The 22442-nt window shown below is 64.9% G+C and carries 21 protein-coding genes and 1 tRNA gene; 15 read left to right on the forward strand and 7 right to left on the reverse strand.

All coding sequences use genetic code 11. From position 1 onward, the window contains the following. Nucleotides 1-6: 6 nt before the first annotated feature. Both C380_RS13775 and folC read right to left on the reverse strand, forming a co-directional pair. Nucleotides 7-855, reverse strand: coding sequence for an SPOR domain-containing protein (locus C380_RS13775; protein WP_015014466.1), 849 nt, complete (start codon nt 853-855; stop codon nt 7-9). A 22-nt stretch (nt 856-877) separates the two neighbouring features. Next, complete coding sequence (gene folC / locus C380_RS13780) at nt 878-2203, reverse strand: bifunctional tetrahydrofolate synthase/dihydrofolate synthase (RefSeq protein ID WP_015014467.1); 1326 nt, start codon at nt 2201-2203, stop codon at nt 878-880. Between the two features lie 52 nt (nt 2204-2255). On the opposite strand from folC, the gene C380_RS13785 reads away from it, so the two are divergent. From C380_RS13785 to argG, 4 genes are all read left to right on the forward strand, one after another. Then, nucleotides 2256-2648 (forward strand): arsenate reductase, encoded by a 393-nt coding sequence (locus C380_RS13785; protein ID WP_043566585.1) that lies wholly within the window; start codon nt 2256-2258, stop codon nt 2646-2648. A 135-nt stretch (nt 2649-2783) separates the two neighbouring features. Next, nucleotides 2784-3446, forward strand: coding sequence for a glycine zipper 2TM domain-containing protein (locus tag C380_RS13790; RefSeq protein WP_015014469.1), 663 nt, complete (start codon nt 2784-2786; stop codon nt 3444-3446). A gap of 163 nt (nt 3447-3609) precedes the next feature. Further along, nucleotides 3610-3927 (forward strand): pyrimidine/purine nucleoside phosphorylase, encoded by a 318-nt coding sequence (locus C380_RS13795; RefSeq protein ID WP_015014470.1) that lies wholly within the window; start codon nt 3610-3612, stop codon nt 3925-3927. 85 nt (nt 3928-4012) lie between these two features. Further along, the gene (gene argG, locus C380_RS13800; RefSeq protein ID WP_015014471.1) at nt 4013-5350 is read left to right on the forward strand and encodes an argininosuccinate synthase; all 1338 of its coding nucleotides are present in this window, start codon (nt 4013-4015) and stop codon (nt 5348-5350) included. Between the two features lie 223 nt (nt 5351-5573). Here argG and murB read toward each other — a convergent pair whose 3' ends face one another. Then, nucleotides 5574-6647 carry a UDP-N-acetylmuramate dehydrogenase gene (murB, locus tag C380_RS13805; RefSeq protein ID WP_015014472.1) on the reverse strand — a complete coding sequence of 358 codons (1074 nt, stop codon included), beginning with the start codon at nt 6645-6647 and terminating at the stop codon, nt 5574-5576. A 75-nt stretch (nt 6648-6722) separates the two neighbouring features. Here murB and C380_RS13810 point away from each other — a divergent pair, with 75 nt between their 5' ends. The 3 genes from C380_RS13810 to C380_RS13820 are packed head-to-tail and all read left to right on the forward strand — an operon-like array spanning nt 6723 to nt 8946. Continuing rightward, entirely contained in the window at nt 6723-7208 is a 486-nt protein-coding gene (locus C380_RS13810; protein ID WP_015014473.1) for a YajQ family cyclic di-GMP-binding protein, read from the forward strand. Between the two features lies 1 nt (nt 7209). Beyond that, nucleotides 7210-7911, forward strand: a complete 702-nt coding sequence (locus tag C380_RS13815; protein ID WP_015014474.1) for a TIGR02281 family clan AA aspartic protease — start codon at nt 7210-7212, stop codon at nt 7909-7911. 15 nt (nt 7912-7926) lie between these two features. Next, nucleotides 7927-8946 (forward strand): HD-GYP domain-containing protein, encoded by a 1020-nt coding sequence (locus C380_RS13820; RefSeq protein ID WP_015014475.1) that lies wholly within the window; start codon nt 7927-7929, stop codon nt 8944-8946. Nucleotides 8947-8982: 36 nt separating this feature from the next. Here the strand turns inward: C380_RS13820 and plsY are convergent, their stop codons facing one another. The 3 genes from plsY to C380_RS13835 form a co-directional block, all read right to left on the reverse strand. Next, complete coding sequence (gene plsY, locus C380_RS13825; protein WP_015014476.1) at nt 8983-9675, reverse strand: glycerol-3-phosphate 1-O-acyltransferase PlsY; 693 nt, start codon at nt 9673-9675, stop codon at nt 8983-8985. Nucleotides 9676-9732: 57 nt separating this feature from the next. Further along, a complete protein-coding gene (locus C380_RS13830) occupies nt 9733-10224 on the reverse strand; it encodes an aminoacyl-tRNA deacylase (RefSeq protein ID WP_015014477.1) in 492 nt (163 codons plus the stop codon). 71 nt (nt 10225-10295) lie between these two features. Beyond that, nucleotides 10296-11255 (reverse strand): LysR family transcriptional regulator, encoded by a 960-nt coding sequence (locus C380_RS13835; protein ID WP_015014478.1) that lies wholly within the window; start codon nt 11253-11255, stop codon nt 10296-10298. Nucleotides 11256-11432: 177 nt separating this feature from the next. Between C380_RS13835 and C380_RS13840 the strand changes: the two genes are divergently transcribed. Together C380_RS13840 and C380_RS13845 are read left to right on the forward strand one after the other, a co-directional pair. Continuing rightward, a complete protein-coding gene (locus C380_RS13840) occupies nt 11433-12431 on the forward strand; it encodes a tripartite tricarboxylate transporter substrate binding protein (RefSeq protein WP_015014479.1) in 999 nt (332 codons plus the stop codon). A gap of 25 nt (nt 12432-12456) precedes the next feature. Beyond that, complete coding sequence (locus C380_RS13845; protein WP_015014480.1) at nt 12457-13881, forward strand: M20 family metallopeptidase; 1425 nt, start codon at nt 12457-12459, stop codon at nt 13879-13881. A 93-nt stretch (nt 13882-13974) separates the two neighbouring features. Here C380_RS13845 and C380_RS13850 read toward each other — a convergent pair whose 3' ends face one another. Next, nucleotides 13975-15036 (reverse strand): aldo/keto reductase, encoded by a 1062-nt coding sequence (locus C380_RS13850; protein WP_015014481.1) that lies wholly within the window; start codon nt 15034-15036, stop codon nt 13975-13977. 157 nt (nt 15037-15193) lie between these two features. Between C380_RS13850 and C380_RS13855 the strand changes: the two genes are divergently transcribed. The 6 genes from C380_RS13855 (at nt 15194) to C380_RS13880 (ending at nt 21950) form a co-directional block, all read left to right on the forward strand. Beyond that, entirely contained in the window at nt 15194-16102 is a 909-nt protein-coding gene (locus C380_RS13855) for an alpha/beta fold hydrolase (RefSeq protein WP_015014482.1), read from the forward strand. A gap of 201 nt (nt 16103-16303) precedes the next feature. Further along, nucleotides 16304-17408 (forward strand): peptide chain release factor 2 gene (gene prfB / locus C380_RS13860; RefSeq protein ID WP_110961277.1). Its coding sequence is split into 2 segments (ribosomal slippage): nt 16304-16384 and nt 16386-17408, totalling 1104 coding nucleotides; the frame shifts between segments, so codons are not numbered across the junction. A gap of 9 nt (nt 17409-17417) precedes the next feature. Beyond that, nucleotides 17418-18092, forward strand: a complete 675-nt coding sequence (locus C380_RS13865; protein WP_043565428.1) for an HAD family phosphatase — start codon at nt 17418-17420, stop codon at nt 18090-18092. Continuing rightward, nucleotides 18076-20832, forward strand: coding sequence for an aminopeptidase N (pepN, locus tag C380_RS13870; RefSeq protein WP_015014484.1), 2757 nt, complete (start codon nt 18076-18078; stop codon nt 20830-20832). The genes C380_RS13865 and pepN overlap by 17 nt, the downstream gene beginning before the upstream one ends. A 23-nt stretch (nt 20833-20855) precedes the next feature. Beyond that, nucleotides 20856-21863, forward strand: a complete 1008-nt coding sequence (locus tag C380_RS13875; protein WP_015014485.1) for a class 1 fructose-bisphosphatase — start codon at nt 20856-20858, stop codon at nt 21861-21863. 11 nt (nt 21864-21874) lie between these two features. Continuing rightward, a tRNA-Thr gene (locus C380_RS13880) sits at nt 21875-21950 on the forward strand. The last annotated feature ends 492 nt before the right edge of the window (nt 21951-22442 follow it).

The raw sequence follows: 22442 nt of genomic DNA on the forward strand, positions 1-22442 counted from the left end.
TAACGTTTACAGGGTGAGCACCGAAGCCGATAAGTCCAGCGCCTTGATGCGCGCCGCCGCCTTGTCTGCCTCTGCCCGATTGGTGAACGGGCCCACGCGCACACGGGTGCGCTTTCCGTCCTTCGTGTCCACCACCTGCGTGTAGGTCTTGAGACCCGCCCGCTCCACCTTGGTACGTGCCTCACGGGCCTTTTCGGCATCGGCAAAGGCGCCCACCTGAACAATGAAGCGAGCTTCCTCGGAACCAGCAGCGGCAGGCGCCTCGGTGCTGCGGCCTTCCAGCAGGGCACGGGCTCGCGCCGAATCATCTGCGCGTGCAGGCTTGGGCTCTGGGGCGGGAGACGGCGCGGGAGCTGAGGGCGGCTTGGCTTCGTGTTTCACCTCAGGCTTGGCGGCTGCAGGTGCAGCTGCCGGAGGAGGAGTGGGTTTGGAGGGAGCCGGGCGAGCACTCGGCACCAGTTCTTCACCGTCCGCCAAGCCATTGGCAGCAGCCGTACGCGAAGGCGCAGGCCGCTGCGCAGCAGCCGTCGGAGCAGGCTCCGGTGTCGCGGGGGCCGCGGGCTTGGCGGCGGGTGCATCAGCCACCGGCGTGGGCACCACCAGCGGCGCTACCTTGTTACGATCCGGAATCTCGATGGGAATGTCCACGGGGATGGGCCGTGGCTGGGTATCAAACAGCAACGGAAACCCGATGACCCCCACCAGTACCAGCACTGCGGCGCCAATCAAACGGTGCCGGGCGCGGCGGCGCATCACTTCGATGCTCTCAGCCTGGGGTGTGCGCGAGCGCTTGGACGGCTTTTCAGCCTGTTGCTGCTCACCCTGACCGGGCCACCGGAACTTGAAAAATGCCATGGACTAAGGACTCGTGAGGCGCTCAGGCGCCCAGATGTTTGGCGTGCAAGCGGGGTGTTCCGTTGATCAACACTCCACCCACCGTATAGAACGAGCCAAAGACCAAGATTCTATCAGCGGGGTCTGCGGCGGCCACCGCCGCCTGCAGGGCCTGCAGCGGGTCGACATGCAAGCTGGAGGTGACGTCTCGGCGACCGCCCGCCACCATGTGCACAGCATTCCACTTCTGCTGCAACACGGCAGCCGACTCTGCGCGCGGCGTGGGCAGGTCGGTGAAATACCAGCGATCCACCAAAGGCCCGACCTTGGCCAGCATCGGCGCCAGGTCCTTGTCCGCCATCGCGCCAAACACCGCGTGAGTGGTAGGAAAAAAACCCATCGCATCCAGATTGGCCGTGAGCGCGGCCACGGAGTGCGGGTTATGCGCCACGTCCAGCACCAGGGTCGGTTGCCCCGGCACGATCTGGAAGCGCCCCGGCAACTCCACCATGGCCATGCCGTTGCGGACAGCCTGGGCAGTCACAGGCAGTCGCTCACGCAATGCCTCAAAAGCCGCCAGCACGCCCGAGGCGTTCACCAGCTGGTTGGCCCCACGCAGGGACGGATAAGCCAGCCCGGCGTAGCGCCGCCCACGACCAGCCCAGTTCCACTGCTGCTTGTCACCCGAGAAATTGAAATCGCGCCCAAAACTCCACAAATCGGCGCCGATCTCTCGCGCGTGGTCCACCACGCTCTGCGGCGCCATGGGGTCGCTCACGATGGCTGGGCGCCCCGTGCGCATGATGCCCGCCTTCTCGCGGCCAATGCTCTCGCGGTCCGGGCCCAGAAACTCTGTGTGATCGATGTCGATGCTGGTGATGATGGCGCAGTCGGTATCGATCACGTTCGTGGCATCCAGGCGTCCTCCGAGGCCGACTTCGAGAATCGCCACATCCAGCAACGCATGGCTCATCAAGCGCAAGATGGCCAGAGTGGTGAACTCAAAATACGTAAGCGAGACCTCATTGCCGTTCTGGATTCTGGCGGCCTCCACTGCCTCAAAATGCGGTACCAAATCGGCCGCCGAGACGATTTCGCCATGCACCCGGCAGCGCTCTTCAAAGTGCACCAGATGCGGCGAGGTGTACACGCCGGTGCGATAACCTGCCTGCAGCGCCACCGCCTCCAGCATGGCGCAGGTCGATCCTTTGCCGTTGGTGCCCGCCACCGTGATCACCGGGCACTCGAACCGCAGTGCCATGCGGCGGGCGACTTCCGCGACCCGGTCCAGGCCCATGTCGATATTGCGGGGGTGCAGCTGCTCGCAGTGGCGCAGCCAGCCTTCCAGGGTGTGGGGTTTGGTTTGCATACAGCCCGGGATTGTCGCCGAGCCCGCATTCACCCCGGCAATTTCGAGGATGATGCGCGGCATGAACACCGTCATCACCGTCTACGGCATCCCCAACTGCGATACCGTCAAAAAATCCCGCGCCTGGTTTGCCGAGCAGGGGCTGGATATCCAGTTTCATGATTTCAAGAAGCAAGGCGTTCCCGCCGACCTGCTCCCTGGCTGGCTGAAGGCAGTCGGCTGGCAAAAGCTGGTCAATCGCCAGGGGACCACCTGGCGCAAGCTGGACGCAGCCACCCAGGCATCGGTGCAGGACGACGCGAGCGCCAGCGCATTGGTGCAGCAACAACCCAGCGTGATCAAGCGCCCCGTGGTGCAGTGGCAGGACGCCCAAGGTCTGCATGTCACGGTCGGATTTGTGCCGGACCAGTGGCCCGTCGGGCCCAATCGCGCATCCAAAGGCTGACTTCGGACGAGGAACGCGGGAAAATCGCACAAATCTTTACGCAGATTTACGGCGTCCGGACCCCGAATTGACCTTGCGGGCCTAAACTTTTCTTCAGTCTGGTGCGTTATGTACCGACCCGAAAGGAGTTTCTCCATGAAAAAGATCGTGATTTTTTCTGCCCTGGCAGCCGTCGCCGTCGTGGCCAGCGCTCAGGAACAAGGCCGTGTGCTGTCTGCCACGCCCATCATTCAGCAGGTCGGCGTTCCGCAGCAGGTGTGTGGCAATGAGACCGTCTACAGCGGCAACCGCACAACGGGCGCTGGCGCAGTGATCGGCGCCATTGCCGGTGGCGCAGTGGGCAACACCATCGGCAAGGGCAGCGGCCGTGCCGCAGCCACCGCTATCGGGGTTTTGGGAGGAGCCGTGGTGGGTAACCAGATCGAGGGCAACGGCCAGCCGCAATACCAAAATGTGCAGCGCTGCACCACCGAGACCTACTACGAAAACCGCACCGTAGGCTACAACGTGGTGTATGAATACGCTGGGCGCCAATACACCACGCGCACCCAGAACGATCCAGGCCGCTGGATCCCCGTGAACGTGCAGCCCGCTGGCCAGACCTATTCCACACAGCCCGACCCGTATGCCGCCCAAGGCGTGTACAGCCAGCCGGGGGTGGTGACCTCCACCTACCCTGTGCAGCCGGTGTACCAGGCGCCCCCTACCTATGTGACGCCCCCGGTGACGGTGATTGAGTATGGCTACGACAGCGGCCGCCCCTACTACCCGCACCATCGCAACCCCTACTGGCGTTAAGCGCAGGCAGCCAAGTTGCGCAGCCCAGTGAACCAAGAGCCCTTCGGGGCTCTTTTTCTTGGTGCGTGCGGTCACGTGCGCGGATTTCGTGCCAACGCGCCGCCCGGGGCGTCAGCACCCTGCCCTAAAATCGCGGGTTTCCTCCATTCCTACCCGCGCATCCATGACCACCGAAAAAATCGACGGCGTGTCCGTCACCACCCAGGCCAATGTGTACTTTGACGGCAAGTGCGTGAGCCACGGCATCACCTTCCCGGACGGCACGAAGAAATCGGTGGGCGTGGTGCTGCCCGCAACGCTCACGTTCAACACCGGCGCTCCTGAAATCATGGAATGCGTGGCAGGCTCGTGCGAATACAAGCTGGCGGGTACCGATGCGTGGGTGAAATCGTCCGCAGGCGAAAAGTTCAGCGTACCCGGCAACTCCAAGTTCGACATCCGCGTGACCGAGGCCTACCACTACATCTGCCACTTCGGCTGAGATGTTCGGGCTGAAATTTGATTGATTTTGGCCTCTGGCGCTAGTCCACAATGCGCTGGCAGCTATCATTTTTGAAGAAAACTCCATGGCAACCATCCTCCAGAACCTCCCCCTCGGCCAGAAGGTCGGCATCGCGTTTTCCGGCGGCCTGGACACCAGCGCCGCGCTGCGCTGGATGAAGAACAAGGGCGCCCTGCCCTACGCCTACACGGCCAACCTGGGCCAGCCCGACGAGCCCGACTACGACGCGATTCCGCGCAAGGCCATGGAATACGGCGCCGAGAAGGCCCGCCTGATCGACTGCCGCACGCAGCTCGCCCACGAAGGCATCGCCGCGCTGCAGGCCGGCGCTTTTCACGTGCGCACCGCCGGTGCCACCTACTTCAACACCACGCCCCTGGGCCGCGCCGTGACCGGCACCATGCTGGTGGCCGCGATGAAGGAAGACGACGTCAACATCTGGGGCGATGGCTCGACCTTCAAGGGCAACGACATCGAGCGCTTCTACCGCTACGGCCTGCTGACCAACCCGTCCCTCAAGATCTACAAGCCTTGGCTCGACCAGCTGTTCATCGACGAACTGGGCGGCCGCGCCGAAATGTCGGCCTTCATGACGAAGGAAGGCTTCGGCTACAAGATGAGCGCCGAAAAGGCCTACAGCACCGACAGCAACATGCTGGGCGCCACGCACGAGGCGAAAGACCTGGAGTTCCTCAACAGCGGCATCCGCATCGTGAACCCCATCATGGGCGTCGCCTTCTGGAAGGATGACGTGGTCGTCAAGGCCGAGGAAGTCTCGGTGCGCTTCGAAGAAGGCCAGCCCGTGGCCCTGAATGGCGTCGAGTTCAACGACCCGGTGGAGCTGTTCCTGGAGGCCAACCGCATCGGCGGCCGCCATGGTCTGGGCATGTGCGACCAGATCGAGAACCGCATCATCGAAGCCAAGAGCCGCGGCATCTACGAGGCCCCCGGCCTGGCGCTGCTGCACATTGCCTACGAGCGCCTGGTGAGTGGTATCCACAACGAAGACACCATCGAGCAGTACCGCGTGAACGGCCTGAAGCTGGGCCGCCTGCTGTACCAGGGCCGCTGGTTCGACCCCCAGGCGATCATGCTGCGCGAAACCGCACAGCGCTGGGTGGCGCGCGCCGTGACAGGCACCGTGACGCTGGAGCTGCGCCGCGGCAACGACTATTCCATCCTCAACACCGAGTCGCCCAACCTGACCTACGCACCCGAACGCCTGTCGATGGAAAAGGTGGAGGACGCGCCGTTTAGCCCGCTGGACCGCATCGGCCAGCTGACCATGCGCAACCTGGACATCGTGGACACGCGCGACAAGCTGGGCGTGTACTCGCGCGCTGGCCTGCTGTCGCTGGGAGGCAATGCCGCCCTGGCCCAGCTGGAAAACGACCGCAAGTAAGCCCTGCAGAAGCCCCCAACTGCCAGAAGCCTCCCGGGTGCCGCCGGGAGCGCCTTGGCAGTTCCTTGGGGATAAAAATGGCTGGTAGCGCAAGTGCAATATGCCTGAGCAGCTATCAATCAATGAGTAAAGCCACCCCATGGGGTGGCTTTTTCATTGCCGCATCAGAGCAGGCGCTACACATGCACGCCCGAGGCACAGGGGCCGCAAAACACTTCGCGCGCTACACCACCACCGGCTCGGGCTCCAGCCGGATGCCAAAGCGCTCGTACACGCTGGTCTGGATGGCCTTGGCCAGGGTCATCACCTCGCCCCCCGTCACACTCTCGGCCCCCCGCCCCCGGTTGACCAGAACCAGGGCCTGCTTTTCGTACACCCCGGCCTTGCCGATGGATTTGCCCTTCCAGCCACAGGCATCGATCAGCCAGCCCGCCGCCAGCTTGATGCTGCCGTCCGGCATGGGGTAGTGCACGATCTTGGGCTCGCGGGCGATGATGTCGGCGCACTGGTCGGGCGACACAGTAGGGTTCTTGAAGAAGCTACCGGCGTTGCCCACCACGGCAGGGTCGGGCAGCTTGGCGCGGCGAATATCGCAGATCCATTCAAAAATCTGCTGGGCACTGGGGTGCTCCACCCCCGCCTCGGCACGGCGGCGCTCCAGGTCCAGGTAGCCCAGCACCGGCTTCCAGGCTTTGGGCAGACGAAAGCGCACGTGGGTGATCACCGCCCGGCCGGCCAGCCCCATGCCGCGCGGCAGCCCGCTGCCGTCCTGCGCCTCAGAAGGGGCGTGCTTGAAGACCGAATCGCGATAACCGAAGCCGCATTGCGCGGCATCTAGGCTGAACGACTGGCCCGTGGTCAGATCGATGGCGTCGAGCGACTCGAAACGGTCCTGCAACTCCACGCCGTAGGCACCAATGTTCTGGACGGGCGATGCCCCGACGGTGCCCGGGATCAGGGCCAGGTTCTCCAGGCCGGGATAGCCGTGCGCCAACGTCCAGGCCACGGCGTCGTGCCAGACCTCGCCAGCACCCGCCTCCACGATCCAGGCCTTGGGCGTTTCCTCGACCAGGCGCAGGCCCTTGATTTCCATCTTGAGCACGACGGGCTTCACATCGCCCGTCAGGATGATGTTGCTGCCTCCGCCCAGCACAAACTTGGGTGCGGGTGCCAGTTCCGGGTCGGCCAGCACAGCCAGCAGGTCATCCACTGAACGCACACGCACCAGGGTCTGGGCGCGCGCGGCAATGCCGAAGGTGTTGCAGGGCTGTAAAGGGGCGTTTTTCTCGACTACCATTGGCCCGATTGTCGCACCCGCCCCTGCCGGCGGCCTGTGAGCCACCTTTGTTTCCCGAGATTGATTGAGACCACCATGCCATCTTTTGACACCGTCTGCGAAGCCAACCTGGTTGAAGTGAAGAACGCCGTCGAGAACACCGCGAAAGAAATCGCCACCCGCTTCGACTTCAAGGGCACCGCCGCCAGCATCGAGATCAAGGACAAGGACATCACGCTGATCGGCGACGCCGATTTCCAGCTCACCCAGATCGAAGACGTGCTGCGCAACAAGCTCACCAAACGGAATGTGGACGTGCGTTTTCTGGACATGGGCGACGTGCAGAAAATGGGCGGCGACAAGGTCAAGCAGGTCATCAAGGTGCGCAACGGCATCGAGAGCGAGCTGGCCAAGAAGATCCAGAAGCTGCTCAAGGAAAGCAAGCTCAAGGTGCAAGGCGCCATCCAGGAAGACAAGGTGCGCGTGACCGGCGCCAAGCGCGACGACCTGCAGGCCGCGATGGCCCTGATCCGCAAGGACGTGACGGACGTACCGCTGTCATTCGACAACTTCCGCGACTGATATGAAGCAACACCCCCCTGAGGCCTTGCGGGCCGTCCCCCCGCTCTCGCAGGGGCTGCGCCGTTATCAGCGCCCCGTCGCCCTGTGCATCGGGTTGCTGCTGGCCCCCACATGGGCGCATGCGCAGGCCGTTGCGCTGGCGGGTGTGCTGGGCAGCAAGGCGCTGCTGGTGGTGAACGCCAGCCCGCCCAAGGCGGTGGGCGCGGGGGATGAGTTCCAGGGGGTGAAAGTCATCGCTGTCGCCAAGGACGAGGCCACTGTCGAGATCCAGGGCGCGCGGCGCACGCTGCGGCTGGGAGAGGCTCCCGTGAGCGTGGGCGGGCGCAGTGGCAGCGGCAAACGCATTCAGCTGGTGGCCGACGGCCGCGGGCATTTTGTGAACAGCGGCACCATCAACGGTCAGGTCATGCAGTACATGGTGGACACCGGGGCCTCCACCGTCGCCATCGGGCGGCCCGATGCAGAACGCATGGGCCTGAACTACCAAGGTGGCCAGCCGGTGCGCGTAAATACTGCCAATGGTGTCGCCCAGGGCTGGCGCATGAAGCTCGACTCCATCCGCATCGGGGACGTGGAGGTTTTTGGGGTGGAGGCCATCATCACCTCGCAGCCCATGCCTTACGTGCTGCTGGGCAACAGCTTCCTGAACGAGTTCCAGATGACCCGCACCAATGACCAGATGGTGCTGGAAAAGCGCCACTGAGGCCTGTACACCCGCATGTCTGCACACCCTGCCTCCACCCACGCGCACTCCGAAGGGGAGTATGAGGACTTGCTCAGCCTATGGTCCGACCTGGAGTCAGCCCTGTCGGTGCTGCTGAGCCGACCGCTGCAGGTGCAGGACTTTCCGGGCAAGGTGCGGCAGTTCGATGCCTGGCTGCAGGACCTGGTGGCGCACGACATCGACGCGGCGCTGTACCTGATGTTCCAGCATGCGTCCACATCGACCGTGGGCTACAGCGCATCGCACGCACTGGTGTGTGGCACGCTGTGCCACATCATGGCACTGGAGCTCAAGCTGCCGCAGCGCGAGCGGGACAGCCTGGTGCGGGCTGCGCTCACCATGAACATTGGCATGACGGCCCTGCAGGACGAACTGGCCGTGCAACGCGAACGCCCCACGGCCGAGCAGCAGGAGGCCATCAAGAGCCACCCCGAGGACAGCATGCTGCTGCTGGAGCGCCTGTTCATCAACGATCAACTCTGGCTGGACGTGGTGGGGCAACACCATGCCAGCATTGCAGAGCGCGTGCCCCTGGCCCAACAGGAGCCGATCGACCGGCTCACCCGCGTCCTCGGCACCATTGACCGCTATGCCGCCATGATCAGCCCGCGCAAATCCCGCGCCGGGCGCAGCGCCACCGACTCGGTGCGCGCCATCGTGGGACAAGAAGTGGACCAGCGCGACGAGGTCAGCTATACGCTGGTGCGCTCCATCGGCCTGTGCCCCCCGGGCACCTTCGTCAAACTGGACAACGGCGAGACCGCCATCGTGCTGCGCCGCAGCGACAAGGCCAACCACCCGCTGGTGGCCAGCCTGCTGGACAACACCGGCAACCACCGCAGTCAGCCCAGCCTGTACCAGACTGCCAGCGGCAAGCCCCGCATCCAGTCGGCCCTGGCCCGGTCCGCCGTGAGCCTGGAGCTGAACCACCGCACCATGGTGCGGCTGGGGCTGTATGCCGCGCAGCACAGCGCGGGGCTGCGCGGGCTGGTGACGGCGCCCGGCGCGCTCTGACGCAGGGCACGCGCCCAAACCGGGCGCGTGGCTACATCAGTGTTTGGCCTTGGGCTTTGCTTTCGGCTTTGCCTTGGCGCTCTCTTCACCCTCGGCAGGTTTCGCCTTCTTGCTGCCCAGGCGAGATTCCGTGCCCGCAATCAGGCGCTGGATGTTTTCGCGGTGCCGCCAGGCCAGCAGCAACGCCATGACCACGATGGAGGCGGCAATCGTGCCCTCGGCATACCAGACCACGCCATCCACCATCAGGTAGTACACCGGGGCAAAGGCAGCGGCCACCAGCGAGGCCAGCGACGAGTAGCGGAAGAAGAACGCAATGATGAGCCAGGTGGCCGCCGTGGCCAGGCCCAGCCAGCCGCTGATGCCCACCAGCACGCCCAGCGCCGTCGCCACGCCCTTGCCGCCCTGAAACCGGAAGAAGACCGGCCACAGGTGCCCCAGGAAAGCAGCCAGCCCCACGAGCGCCACGGTGCCGTCCTCCAGCCCATAGGGGTGGCCAAACCACATCACCAGGGCCACCGGCAGCCAGCCCTTCATTGCGTCCAGCAGCAGGGTCACGATGGCCGCCGCCTTGCTGCCCGAGCGCAGCACATTGGTGGCGCCGGGGTTCTTGCTGCCATAGGTGCGCGGATCGCTCAGGCCCATGACGCGCGTCACGATGACGGCAAACGACAGCGAGCCCAGCAGGTAGGCGGCCACAGTGGCAAGAACGGGATAGACGGCGGTCAAAGCAACTCCTTGGAAATCATTGGGTCAGCCTTCTGACGGGCTGAATCGCACGGCGGCCTATTCTGCCAGCGCACATTGCACTGGCTTGGCGCCCAGCAGCTGCACGCACACCTGCGGGTCCAGCTGCACCAAAAAGCCCCGGCGCCCGCCATTTATGGCAATGCGGGGCAGCGCGAGGATGGTTTCTTCGATGTAGACAGGCATGGTGCGCCGCGTGCCGAACGGCGACGTGCCGCCCACCAGGTAGCCGCTGTGCCGGTTGGCCACCTCGGGCGCGCAGGGCTCGACCGACTTGGCTCCGATCTGGCGCGCGAGGTTCTTGGTCGAAACCTTGCGGTTGCCGTGCATCAGCACCAGGAGCGGTTTGGCGTCCTGGTCTTGCATGACGAGGGTTTTGACCACGGTGTAGGGGTCCAGACCCAGCACCTCGGCGCTGTGCATGGCACCGCCGTGCTCCAGGTACTCATACGGGTGTTCGGTGAAAGCTACCTTGTTCGCCTTGAGCAGCTGGGTGGCTTGGGTCTCGGAAACGTGTTCTTTCTTGGCCATGGTGTGGTGCGGATAGGGCACCGATGGTATCCGTATCCAAATGTGAGCGCGTTGAATCCTGCAGTGACGTGTCAGAACACCGTGGCAGGCGCTGCAGCGGCCTTGCGGCGCCGCCCTACCTTGCGCTTACCGTATTCCTCGATGGCCACCACCAGCGCTTGCGTGAACTGCCGCACCAATGTGGACTGACTGCGCCCCTCGGCCGCCAGCACCTGCAGGCGGCGCTGCTGCAGCTGCGCCTCGTCAAAGGGCCGGGCTGCCAGCAGGCCCGCCTCCACCCATCGCGCCGCCGTGAGGTAGCTGGCCAGCACCACGTCCTGCCCGCTCAGCAGCGGCAACAAGGCCGACGAAAAATTGCTCTCCACGGCGGGCACGTAGCGCAGCCCCTGCACCGCACAGCTCAGGTCAAACAGCTGCCGCCCGGTGGTGTTGGCGGCGCCCAGCAGCAGCGGGTAGCGCACCACATCGGCCACGCTCACGCTGCGCTGACGCGCCAGCGGGTGCTGCGCGGGCATGACGGCGTAAATGGGTGCGATGGCTGAGTGCAGCACCTGCAGGCCCTTCTCGGGTGCCGTGCTGTACTTCAGCGCCAGATCCGCCTCGCCGCGCAGCACCAGGGCCGACACCTCTTGCGGCACGGCCACCTGCAACTGCAACTGCACCTGGGGGTGTGCCTGCCGAAACCCCGCCATGACCAGCGGCATGAAGGCTGCCGCAAACCCTTCGGTACACGCCAGCCGCACCCGCAGGGCATCTTGTGCAGACAGATCCTGCAATTGTTCTACCAGCTCCAGCGCCTGCGCGTCGTGCGCGCTGGCGTGGGCCAGCAGCCGGGTGCCTGCCTCGGTCAGCGTCATGCCCCGGGCCTGGCGCTCAAACAGCACCACGCCCAGGCTGTCTTCCAGCTTGCCCAGCTGGCGGCTCACGGCCGAAGCGGCCACATGCAGCCGCTGCGCCGCCTGGTTGACGGAGCCGGTGCGCGCCACCTCCAGAAAGTAGCGCAAGGGCAGGCTGAGCAGTGAAATGGTCATGGTTGTTTAAATCACAAAAAGGCAATGGTCAGTTGCCAAATCTCTATTCCAAGCAATGGTAAACCAGCATCCATCTTGCATGGCTTGAGGCTCCAATTCACCCATGCCCTGGCACGGGCGCCGCATGGCCTCATCGAGCCACGCGCCTGCTGCCGGGGCCCTACCACCGGAGTCCGCATGAAACGCCTTGTTCGAGCCACTTTCCTGTCTGCCACCCTGGCAGTGTTTGCCGGCCATGCCAGCCTGGCCTCGGCCCAGACTACGCCCCCCGCCGACGCGTGGCCCCAGCGCCCGGTGCGCATGGTGGTGCCCTTCCCGCCCGGCGGCGGCACCGACGTGGTGGCACGTGCGCTGGCACAGAAGCTGGCTGGCCGCCTGGGCGCGGCAGTGGTGATCGACAACAAACCGGGCGCCTCCACCATCATCGGCACCGAAGCCGTGGTGCGCGCCGACCCGGACGGCTACACACTGCTGGTCTCGGGCTCCACCAGCTACACGGTCAACCCTGCCCTGCGCAGCAAGCTGCCCTACGACCCGGCCAAGGACCTGGTGCCTGTGGCCACCGTGGCAAGGGCACCGCTGGTGCTGGTCGTCAGCGCCAGCGCGCCCTACAAAGACCTGAATGCGCTGATCGCAGCCGCCAAGGCCAAGCCCAAGAGCATCCACTACGCCACCTTCGGCTCGGGCTCCGGCCCGCACCTGGCAGGCGCACTGCTGGAGCAGGCTGCGGGCATCCAGCTGCAAGACGTGCCTTACCGGGGCAGCAGCCAGTCGCTGATCGCCCTCATGGGCGGCGAAATTCAGTTGGGCATCGACACCGTGGCCGCTGCGGCGCCGCAGGTGAAAGCCGGCAAGCTGCGCGCACTGGCCATTGCAGGCAAGTCGCGCTCCAGCATGCTGCCAGGGGTGCCCACGGTAGAGGAACTCAAGCTGCCCGACGCCGTGTTCGACGCGTGGTACGCCATCGCCGCCCCGGCCAAGACGCCACAGTCCGTCATCCGCAAGCTGGTGACCGAAGTAGAGGCTGTAACCCGCGACAGTGGCCTGCAGGAGCAGATGCGCACCCAGGGCATGGAACCCGTGCACCTGGGCCCCGTGGCCACGCGCGCCATGATCGATGACGAGATCGGCCGCTACCGCGCGCTGGCCCACCGCGCCAAGATCGTGGTGGATTGAAGAACACATGAACAGGACCTGCACGATGAACCGCCAACAACTCATTCAAGACGTCCAGCGCTACTTTGACGAGGGCCGCTTTGCCACCGACCTGCGCCGCCGGGTGGCCTGGCGCACCGAAAGCGACACCGGCAAGGTGCCGCCCGAACTGCGCGCCTACCTCACCGACGAAATGGTGCCCTGGCTCACGCCACTGGGTTTTGAGTGCGAGGTGCTCGACAACCCCTCGCCGCAAGGCGGCCCCTTTTTGGTGGCACGCCGTGTGGAAGACCCTGCGCTGCCCACCGTGCTCACCTACGGCCACGGCGACGTGGTCAACGGGCAGGACGCGCAATGGCGCGAGGGCCTTTCGCCCTGGGAGCTGACCATAGAAGGCGAGCGCTGGTATGGTCGAGGCACAGCCGATAACAAAGGCCAGCACACCGTGAGCCTGGCCGCACTGGCCCACACCATCGAGGCCCGGGGCGGCCGTCTGGGCTACAACGTGACGCTGCTCATGGAGATGGGCGAAGAGGCAGGCTCGCCCGGCCTGGGCGCCTTCTGCGAGCAACACCGCGATGCCTTGAAGGCCGACCTGTTCGTGGCCAGCGACGGCCCCCGTGTGAATGCGGGCCACCCCACCCTCTTTCTGGGGTCGCGCGGTGCGATCAATTTCTCGCTCGCCGTGCGCAGCCGCGACAAGGCCTACCACTCGGGCAACTGGGGCGGCGTGCTGGCCAACCCGGCCACGGTGCTCACGCACGCGCTGGCCACGCTGGTGGACGCGAAGGGCCGCATCCTGGTCAAAGGCCTGCTGCCGCCTGCAGTGCCCGACAAGCTGCGCACTGCCCTCCAGGACGTGGTGATTGGCACCGGAGCCGATGACCCCGCGCTCACCCCCGGCTGGGGCGAGCCCGGCCTCACCCCCGCCGAGCAGCTGGTCGGCTGGAACACGCTGGAGGTGCTGGCGCTGGGCGCAGGCAACGCGCAGCGGCCCATCAACGCCATCCCCGCGCAGGCGGTGGCGCACTGCCAGCTGCGCTTTGTGGTGGGCACCGATTGGCAGAACGTGCAGGCCACGCTGCGCGAGCACCTGGACGCGCATGGCTTCAACCAGGTCGAAATCACCATGGGCATGCACTGCGGCGCCACGCGGCTCGATCTGCACAACCCCTGGGTGGACTGGACGATGGCCTCGCTGCAGGCCAGCGCCGGCCAGCCCGCCACGCTGCTGCCCAACCTGGCAGGCTCGCTGCCCAACGACATCTTTGCCGACCAGCTGGGCCTGCCCACGCTGTGGATGCCCCACTCTTACCCCGCTTGCGCCCAACATGCGCCCAACGAGCATCTGCTGGCACCCGTGGCACGAGAAGGGCTGGCGGTGATGGCCGGGTTGTTCTGGGACCTGGGCGAGCCCCAAGGGACGCCGTGGACGGAAGGACGCACCGCCCGGCAAGAGGCGACGGCCTGACGGCTGTGCCCAACGATTCGTCAATAAACAAAGGGGCCCTGCGGGCCCCTTTGTTTTGCTCTTGCAGAGTCACAGGGCCATGCCCTGCCTCGGTCACAAAGCCGGGTCGCGCAGCTCCCAGCGGATCGCGTCGATGGCCTTCAGTACCTCGGGCGACAGCGTGGTGCCCCAGGCGTTCAGGTCTTCCTCCAGCTGCGCCACCGATGTCACGCCGATGATGGTGCTGGTCACCTGCCACTTGGTGTAGCAGAACGCCAGCGCCATCTGGGTGGGCGTCATGCCGTTGGCGCGGGCCAGCGCGTTGTAGCGGCGCGATGCCTCCAGCGCCTCGGGGCGGCCCCAGCGCTGTTTGCGCACCGATTCATACGACGCAATGCGCGCGCCCTGGGGAGCGTTGGGGCCGGTGATGCCGCTTTCGTCATACTTGCCCGTCAGCAGGCCAAAGCCCAGAGGCGAATAGGCCAGCAGCGACACGTTGAGGCGGTGGCAGGTTTCATCCAGCCCGTTTTCCCATGTGCGGTTGATCAGGCAGTACGGGTTCTGCACGGTGGCGACACGCGGCAGGCCATGCTGCTCGGCCAGACGCACGAACTCGTGCACGCCATAAGGGGTTTCGTTGGACAGGCCGATGTAGCGCACCTTGCCCGCCTTCACCAGCCCGGCCAGCGCTTCCAGCTGCTCGCGGATGGGGGTTTGCGACGTTTCCTTGGCCGGGTCGTAATACAGGTTGCCGAAGGCGGGCACATGGCGCTCGGGCCAGTGGATCTGGTAGAGATCGATCACATCGGTCTGCAGGCGGCGCAGGCTGCCTTCGCACGACGCCACGATATCTGCCGCCGTCATGCCTTTGCCCTCGCGCACCCAGGGCATGCCGCGCGACGGGCCGGCCACCTTGGTTGCCACCACCAGCTTCTGGCGCGCGCCGGGGTTCTTGGCAAACCAGTTGCCGATGATGGTTTCGGTGGCGCCAAAGGTCTCGGCCCGGGCGGGCACGGCGTACATCTCGGCCGTGTCGATGAAGTTCACGCCGCGCGCAAGCGACTGGCTCAGGATGGCATGCGAGTCGGCCTCATTGACCTGCTCGCCGAAGGTCATGGTGCCCAGGCAAATGGGGGTGACAAGCAGGTCACTCTGACCCAAGCGGACGGTGTTCATGCGGTGAAGGCTCCAGATGGTGGAAAAGTAAACAGGGCCTGCTGCGACCCCGGCTGGCGATGGTACAAGCGTTCGCCAAAACCTGCCGGGCGCCGGACTCCTTGGTGACACCGCGGGGCGCCCCGCGTGCGCGGCGGCAACGTAACATTGGCACAGCATGTACCAAGTTCTCACCCCTTCGCGCAGCAGCACACTGGCGCTGCGGCACCTCAACTACCACGTCCGCCACTGGGGCCCCGAGCACAGCGACCTGCCCACGCTGGTGCTTCTGCACGGCTGGATGGACGTCAGTGCCTCTTACCAGTTCACGGTGGATGCGCTGCGCCAACCGCGCCGCATCATCGCGCCGGACTGGCGCGGCTTCGGCCTGACCACCGGTGCACCGGTGGACCATTATGTGTTTGCCGACTACCTGGCCGACCTGGACCTACTGTTGGACCACTACGCGCCCGGCGAAGCCATCGACCTGGTGGGCCACAGCATGGGCGGTAACGTGGCCATGATGTACGGCGGCGTGCGGCCCGAGCGGGTGCGCAAGCTCGTCAACCTGGAAGGTTTTGGTCTGCCCGCCACACGTCCCGCGCAGGCGCCCACGCGCTACGCGCAATGGATCGACGAAATCAAGCAGCTGCACCAGGGCACCAAGGAACTCAAGACCTATGACAGCGCCGACGGCGTGGCCCGCCGCCTGATGAAGACCAACCCCCGCCTGTCTGAAGACAAGGCCCAATGGCTGGCCCAGCACTGGGCACGGCCCAACACGCAAGGGCAGTGGGAAATCCTGGGGGACCCCGCCCACAAGATCACCAGCGCGCAGCTGTACCGCGCGGACGAGGCCCTGGCCATCTACGAACGCATTACCGCCCCCGTGCTGGCCATTGAGGCCAGCGGCGACAGCCTGGGCCAGTGGTGGAACGGCCGGTACACCCTGGACGAATACCACCAGCGCCTGACCCATGTGCGCACCTGCAGCACGGCCGTCGTGCAAGACGCAGGCCACATGCTGCACCACGACCAGCCCGAGCAGGTGGCGCAGCTGATCGAAGCGTTTTTGGATGCTGCCTGAGGCAATTTGACGCCCTAGCGCCTCCAAGCGCTAGTGCATATTGCCTGAGCAGCTATCATTTTTGATATGGATGCCACCCAGAGCCCTCCCGCCTGTCTGTTCAGATCCGGCGGCGGTCTGGCACAAAGGGCATTAGCAGGGCACCTGCCCGTCCCATGAGAAAATCGCGGGTTATTCCACAGAACACGCAGGACAAGAATCATGGACGCAGAACGCATCAACCTCATCGGCACCACCCTCGAAGACCTGGCTCAGCGCACCGCTGAGTTACGGAGGTATCTTTGACTTCGATGCCAAGTTTGAACGCCTGCGCACGGTAAACGCATCGCTGGAAGACCCCGCGGTCTGGAACGACCCCAAGAAGGCCCAGGAGCTGGGCAAGGAACAGAAGTCGCTCTCCAGCGTGGTGGTGACGCTCGACAAGCTCACGCGCGAGCTGGCCGACAACGCCGAACTGTACGAGATGAGCAAGGAGGAAGGCGACGAGGCCGGCCTCATGACCATCGAGGCCGAGGCCGCCAAGCTCAAGCCGCTGATCGAGGAGCTGGAGTTCCGCCGCATGTTCCGCAATGAGGCCGACCCGCTCAACTGCTTTGTGGACATCCAGGCCGGCGCCGGTGGCACCGAGGCCTGCGACTGGGCCAGCATGCTGCTGCGCCAGTACCTCAAGTACGCCGAGCGCAAGGGCTTCAAGGCCACGGTCGAAGAAGAAACCCCGGGCGACGTGGCCGGCATCAAGAGCGCCACGATCAAGATCGAGGGTGAATACGCCTTCGGCCTGCTGCGCACCGAAACCGGTGTGCACCGCCTGGTGCGCAAGAGCCCGTTCGACAGCTCGGGCGGCCGCCACACCTCGTTTGCGTCGCTGTTCGTCTACCCCGAGATCGACGACTCCATCGAGATCAACATCAACCCCGCCGACGTGCGCACCGACACCTTCCGTGCCTCCGGCGCGGGCGGCCAGCACATCAACAAGACCGACTCGGCCGTGCGCCTGACGCACATTCCCACCGGCATCGTGGTGCAGTGCCAGGACGGCCGCAGCCAGCACAGCAACCGCGACGTGGCGTGGCAGCGCCTGCGCAGCCGCCTGTACGACTTCGAAATGCGCAAGCGCATGGAAGAGCAGCAAAAGCTGGAAGACACCAAGACCGATGTGGGCTGGGGCCACCAGATCCGCAGCTACGTGCTGGACAACAGCCGCATCAAGGACCTGCGCACCAACGTCGAAATCTCGGCCACGCAAAAGGTGCTGGACGGCGACCTGGACGCCTTCATCGAAGCTTCATTGAAGCAAGGCGTCTGAGCGATGCGGATGCGCACCGACGCCATCATCTTCGACATGGACGGCACCATGATCGACTCCATGCCCTGGCACGCCCAGGCATGGGTCGAGTTTGCACGCCGCCGGGGCATGGACATCGACGTGCCCGACCTCATGGCCCGCACCACGGGCCGTAATGGCACCGAGTGCATCGTGGAACTCCTGGGCCGCCCTGTGTCGCAGGACGAGGCCGACGCGCTCACGCACGAAAAAGAAACCATCTACCGCGAGCTATTCGCCCCGCGCTTCTCCGAAGTGGCCGGGTTTCGCCAGTTTGCGGCGCAGGTACGTGCCCGTGGCCTCAAGGTGGCCGTGGGCACGGCGGGTGACATCGGCAACGTGGAATTTGCCCTGGGCCACCTCGGCCTGGAACCTGCGCCACAGGCCATCGTGCGCGGCGACGAGGGCCTGCCCGGCAAGCCCCAGCCCGCCATCTTTCTCGAAGCCGCACGCCGCATCGCGGCTGACCCGGCGCATTGCATCGTTTTTGAAGATGCGCCCTTTGGCATTGAGGCCGCACGCCGCGCGGGCATGCGCGCCGTGGCCATCTGCAGCACCCACACGCCCGAGCAACTAGCCGGGCCTCATGTGCTGGCCGCCGTGCGCGACTACACCGAACTCATGAACACCGACTTTCTGGAGAGCATCCATGTTGCAACTGCATAAAGCCGACGGAAGCGGAGACGGCGCAGCCCCGGCCATCGCCATCCGCCGCGAGGACTACACCGCTCCCGCCTACTGGATCGACAGCGTGGAGCTGACCTTCGACCTGGACCCGGCCAAGACCCGTGTGCTCAACCGCATGACGCTGCGCCGCAACCCCGATGTGGCCGCGCAGCCGCTCAAGCTCGACGGTGACGACCTGAACCTGGCGCGCGTGCTGGTCAACGGCCAGGGCACATCGTTCAAGATGGAAGGCACCCGCCTGGTGCTGGAGAACCTGCCTGAAGGCTCCGAGCCTTTCGCGCTGGAGATCTTCACCACCTGCTGCCCCGCCAAGAACACGCAGCTCATGGGCCTGTACGTGAGCCAGGGCACCTTCTTCACGCAGTGCGAGGCCGAGGGCTTTCGCCGCATCACCTACTTCCTGGACCGGCCCGATGTGATGGCCAGCTACACCGTCACACTGCGCGCCGACAAGGCCCAGTACCCGGTGCTGCTGAGCAACGGCAATCTGGTGGACAGCGGGGACCTGGAAGACGGCCGCCACTTTGCGAAGTGGGTCGACCCGCACAAGAAGCCCTGCTACCTGTTCGCCCTGGTGGCGGGCAAGCTGGTGGCCCGCGAGCAGAAGATCAAGAGCCGCTCGGGCACCGACCACCTGCTGCAGGTCTACGTGCGTCCGGGCGACCTGGGCAAGACCGAACATGCCATGAACTCGCTGATGTACAGCGTGGCCTGGGACGAAGCCCGCTTCGGCCTGCCGCTGGACCTGGAGCGCTTCATGATCGTCGCCACCAGCGACTTCAACATGGGCGCCATGGAGAACAAGGGCCTGAACATCTTCAACACGAAGTACGTTCTGGCCAGCGAAGCCACCGCCACCGACACCGACTTCGCCAACATCGAAAGCGTGGTCGGCCACGAGTACTTCCACAACTGGACCGGCAACCGCGTCACCTGCCGCGACTGGTTCCAACTGAGCCTGAAGGAGGGCCTCACCGTCTTCCGTGACCAGGAGTTCAGCATGGACCTCGCGGGCAGCCCCTCGGCCCGCGCCGTCAAGCGCATTGAGGATGTGCGCGTGCTGCGCACCGCCCAGTTCCCCGAAGACGCGGGCCCCATGGCCCACCCGGTGCGGCCCGACAGCTACGTCGAGATCAATAACTTCTACACCGTCACCATCTACGAAAAGGGTGCCGAGGTGGTGCGCATGCAGCACAACCTGGTGGGCCGCGAAGGTTTTGCCAAGGGCATGAAGCTGTATTTCGAGCGCCATGACGGTCAGGCCGTGACCTGCGACGACTTCGTGCAGGCCATTGCCGATGCCAACCCGGGCAGCCCGCTCACGCAGCACCTTGGGCAATTCAAGCGCTGGTACAGCCAGGCCGGCACGCCCCGCGTGCGCGCCACGGGCCGCTACGACGCCGCCACGCGCTGCTATGCACTCACCCTGTCGCAAAGCTGCGCGGCCACGCCCGGCCAGAGCGAGAAGCAGCCCTTCGTCATCCCGGTGGAGCTGGGCCTGATCGACGCCAGCACCGGCGCCGCCCTGCCCTTGCACCTTGCGGGCGAAGGCACTGCAGAAGGTGCAGCCCACACCACCTCGCGTGTGGTGGTGCTCACCGAGGCATCGCAGACCCTGACCTTCACCAACCTGGATGCCGAACCCGTGCCTTCGCTGCTGCGCGGCTTCAGCGCGCCCGTGGTGCTGGACATCGACTACACCGACGCGCAGTTGCTCACCCTGCTGGCGCACGACGCCGACGCCTTCAACCGCTGGGAAGCAGGCCAGCGCCTGGCACTGCGAATCGCTATTAATACAATAGCTAACGAGGCATATAAAACTGGCGCTACCGGCCGATTTGACCAAGCGATCCTGTCGGCAGAGTTTGTGGAAGCCATGCGCAGCGTGCTGCGCAACCCAGCCCTGGATGCAGCATTCAAGGAACTGGTGCTCACGCTGCCCTCCGAAACATACATCGCCGAGCAGCTGGACGTGGTGGACCCGCAGCGCATCCACGCGGTGCGCGAAGCCATGCGCGAAGAGCTGGCGCTAGCACTGCAGGCCGACTGGGAAACTGCCTGGGAGCAGAACCAGGACACCGGCGGCTACCGCCCCGACCCCGTCTCCTCAGGCCGCCGCGCACTCAGCGGCCTCGCGCTGCACATGCTGTGCATTGCCGCGCAGAGGACCGGCGATGTGGTGTGGCCTGGCAAGGCCTACCAGCGCTTCAAGGTGGCCGGCAACATGACGGACCGCTTCAACGCGCTCACCGCCCTGGTAGCCAGCGGCAGCGAGCTGGCCTCCCCGGCGCTGGCGCGCTTTCACGCCCTCTTCAAGGACGAGCCGCTGGTCATCGACAAGTGGTTTGCATTGCAAGCCGGCGCCCCGGACCGTGGCGGCAACGTGTTGCCCGCCGTGCGCCAGCTCATGGCGCACCCGGACTTCAGCCTCAAGAACCCGAACCGCGCACGCAGTGTGATCTTCAGCTACTGCAGTGCCAACCCCGGTGCGTTCCACCGGCAGGACGCTGCGGGATACGTGTTCTGGAGCGACCGCGTGATCGAGCTGGACACTATCAACCCGCAGGTCGCCGCCCGCCTCGCACGTGCGCTCGACCGCTGGAAGAAGCTGGCTGACCCGTGGCGCAGCGCTGCCCGCGAGGCCATCGCCCGTGTCGCCGCCAAGCCCGATCTGTCCAACGATGTGCGCGAGGTGGTGACCCGCGCGCTCGCCGAATAAACCACGACCGAGAAGAGACTGACATGGCAAAAAGCATCAGCCTGACCCGCTACCTCGTTGAGCAGCAACGGGTGGACGGCCTCATACCCTCGCAACTGCGCCTGCTGCTGGAAGTGGTTGCGCGCGCCTGCAAAAGCATCAGCCACGCCGTGAACAAAGGTGCGCTGGGCGGCGTGCTGGGCACGGCCAGCAGCGAAAACGTGCAGGGCGAGATCCAGAAAAAGCTCGACATCATCGCCAACGAGGTGCTGATCGAAGCCAACGAATGGGGCGGTCACCTGGCGGCCATGGCGTCCGAAGAAATGGACGGCATCTACCTGGTGCCCAACCGCTACCCACAGGGTGAATACCTGCTGCTGTTCGACCCCCTGGACGGCTCCAGCAACATCGATGTGAACGTGAGCATCGGCACCATCTTCAGCGTGCTGAAGAAGCCCGATGGCGACCGGGGCGTAGAGGAAGGCGACTTCCTCCAGCCCGGCACGCAGCAAGTGGCCGCAGGCTACTGCATCTACGGCCCGCAGACCACGCTGGTGCTCACTGTGGGCGACGGCGTGGCGATGTTCACGCTGGACCGCGAACAAGGCTCCTTCGTGCTGACCGAAGAGAACATCCGCATTCCCGAAGACACCAAGGAATTCGCGATCAACATGAGCAACATGCGCCACTGGGACGAGCCCGTGAAGCGCTACATCGACGAATGCCTGCAGGGCAAGGAAGGACCGCGCGGCAAGGACTTCAACATGCGCTGGATTGCCAGCATGGTGGCAGACGTGCACCGCATCCTGACCCGTGGCGGCGTCTTCATGTACCCCTGGGACAAGCGCGAGCCCAACAAGCCCGGCAAGCTGCGCCTGATGTACGAGGCCAACCCCATGGGCTGGCTGGTCGAACAAGCCGGTGGCGCCGCCACCAACGGCAAGCAACGCATCCTCGACATCCAGCCCACCCAGTTGCACGAGCGTGTCAGCGTGATCCTCGGCTCAAAAAATGAAGTCGAACGCGTGACCAGCTACCATTCCACGATATAATCCGAGGCTAAGCCGGTGTAGCTCAGTCGGTAGAGCAGCTCATTCGTAATGAGAAGGTCGGGTGTTCGATTCATCTCTCCGGCACCAAGTCAGCAAAGGAAACCCTGCTATCCAAAAGATAGCAGGGTTTTTCTTTTGGCGAGATATGTAAGGGCAGATGTAAGACGTTTTTAGGCGGCTCAGGGACTTTTGCTTACCAGCCACACATCTTTGATGCTGCACACCCCAGCGTTTTGCCACTAACCATTCGCTGCGTTGCCCTTACAGGGCTAAACCGAGCCTTTAGCGCCCGACGGCTCAACCACCCGACTCAGGGGCAGCTATTGAAACGACCGCCCTTAGACTTATTGCAAAATAATGTAATCTGCGGACGGCGATCCCTGACGACCTCACATCTTGGGTGCTGCGTGTCTGGCCAATCAACAGAATCAGGAAATTTTAGTTTTTGGGGCTGCGTGACCCACCGGATGCGCAGCTGTACAAAACAGCGCGCCTGATCCCCACCATAGTGGAAAACCCGTCTATGGCGAATTGGTGCCGCAGGACCCTGACGACAAGCTCGCCGCTCCCCTCCTGGAA

This window comes from Acidovorax sp. KKS102 (genome assembly GCF_000302535.1).
Classification (GTDB): domain Bacteria; phylum Pseudomonadota; class Gammaproteobacteria; order Burkholderiales; family Burkholderiaceae_C; genus Acidovorax.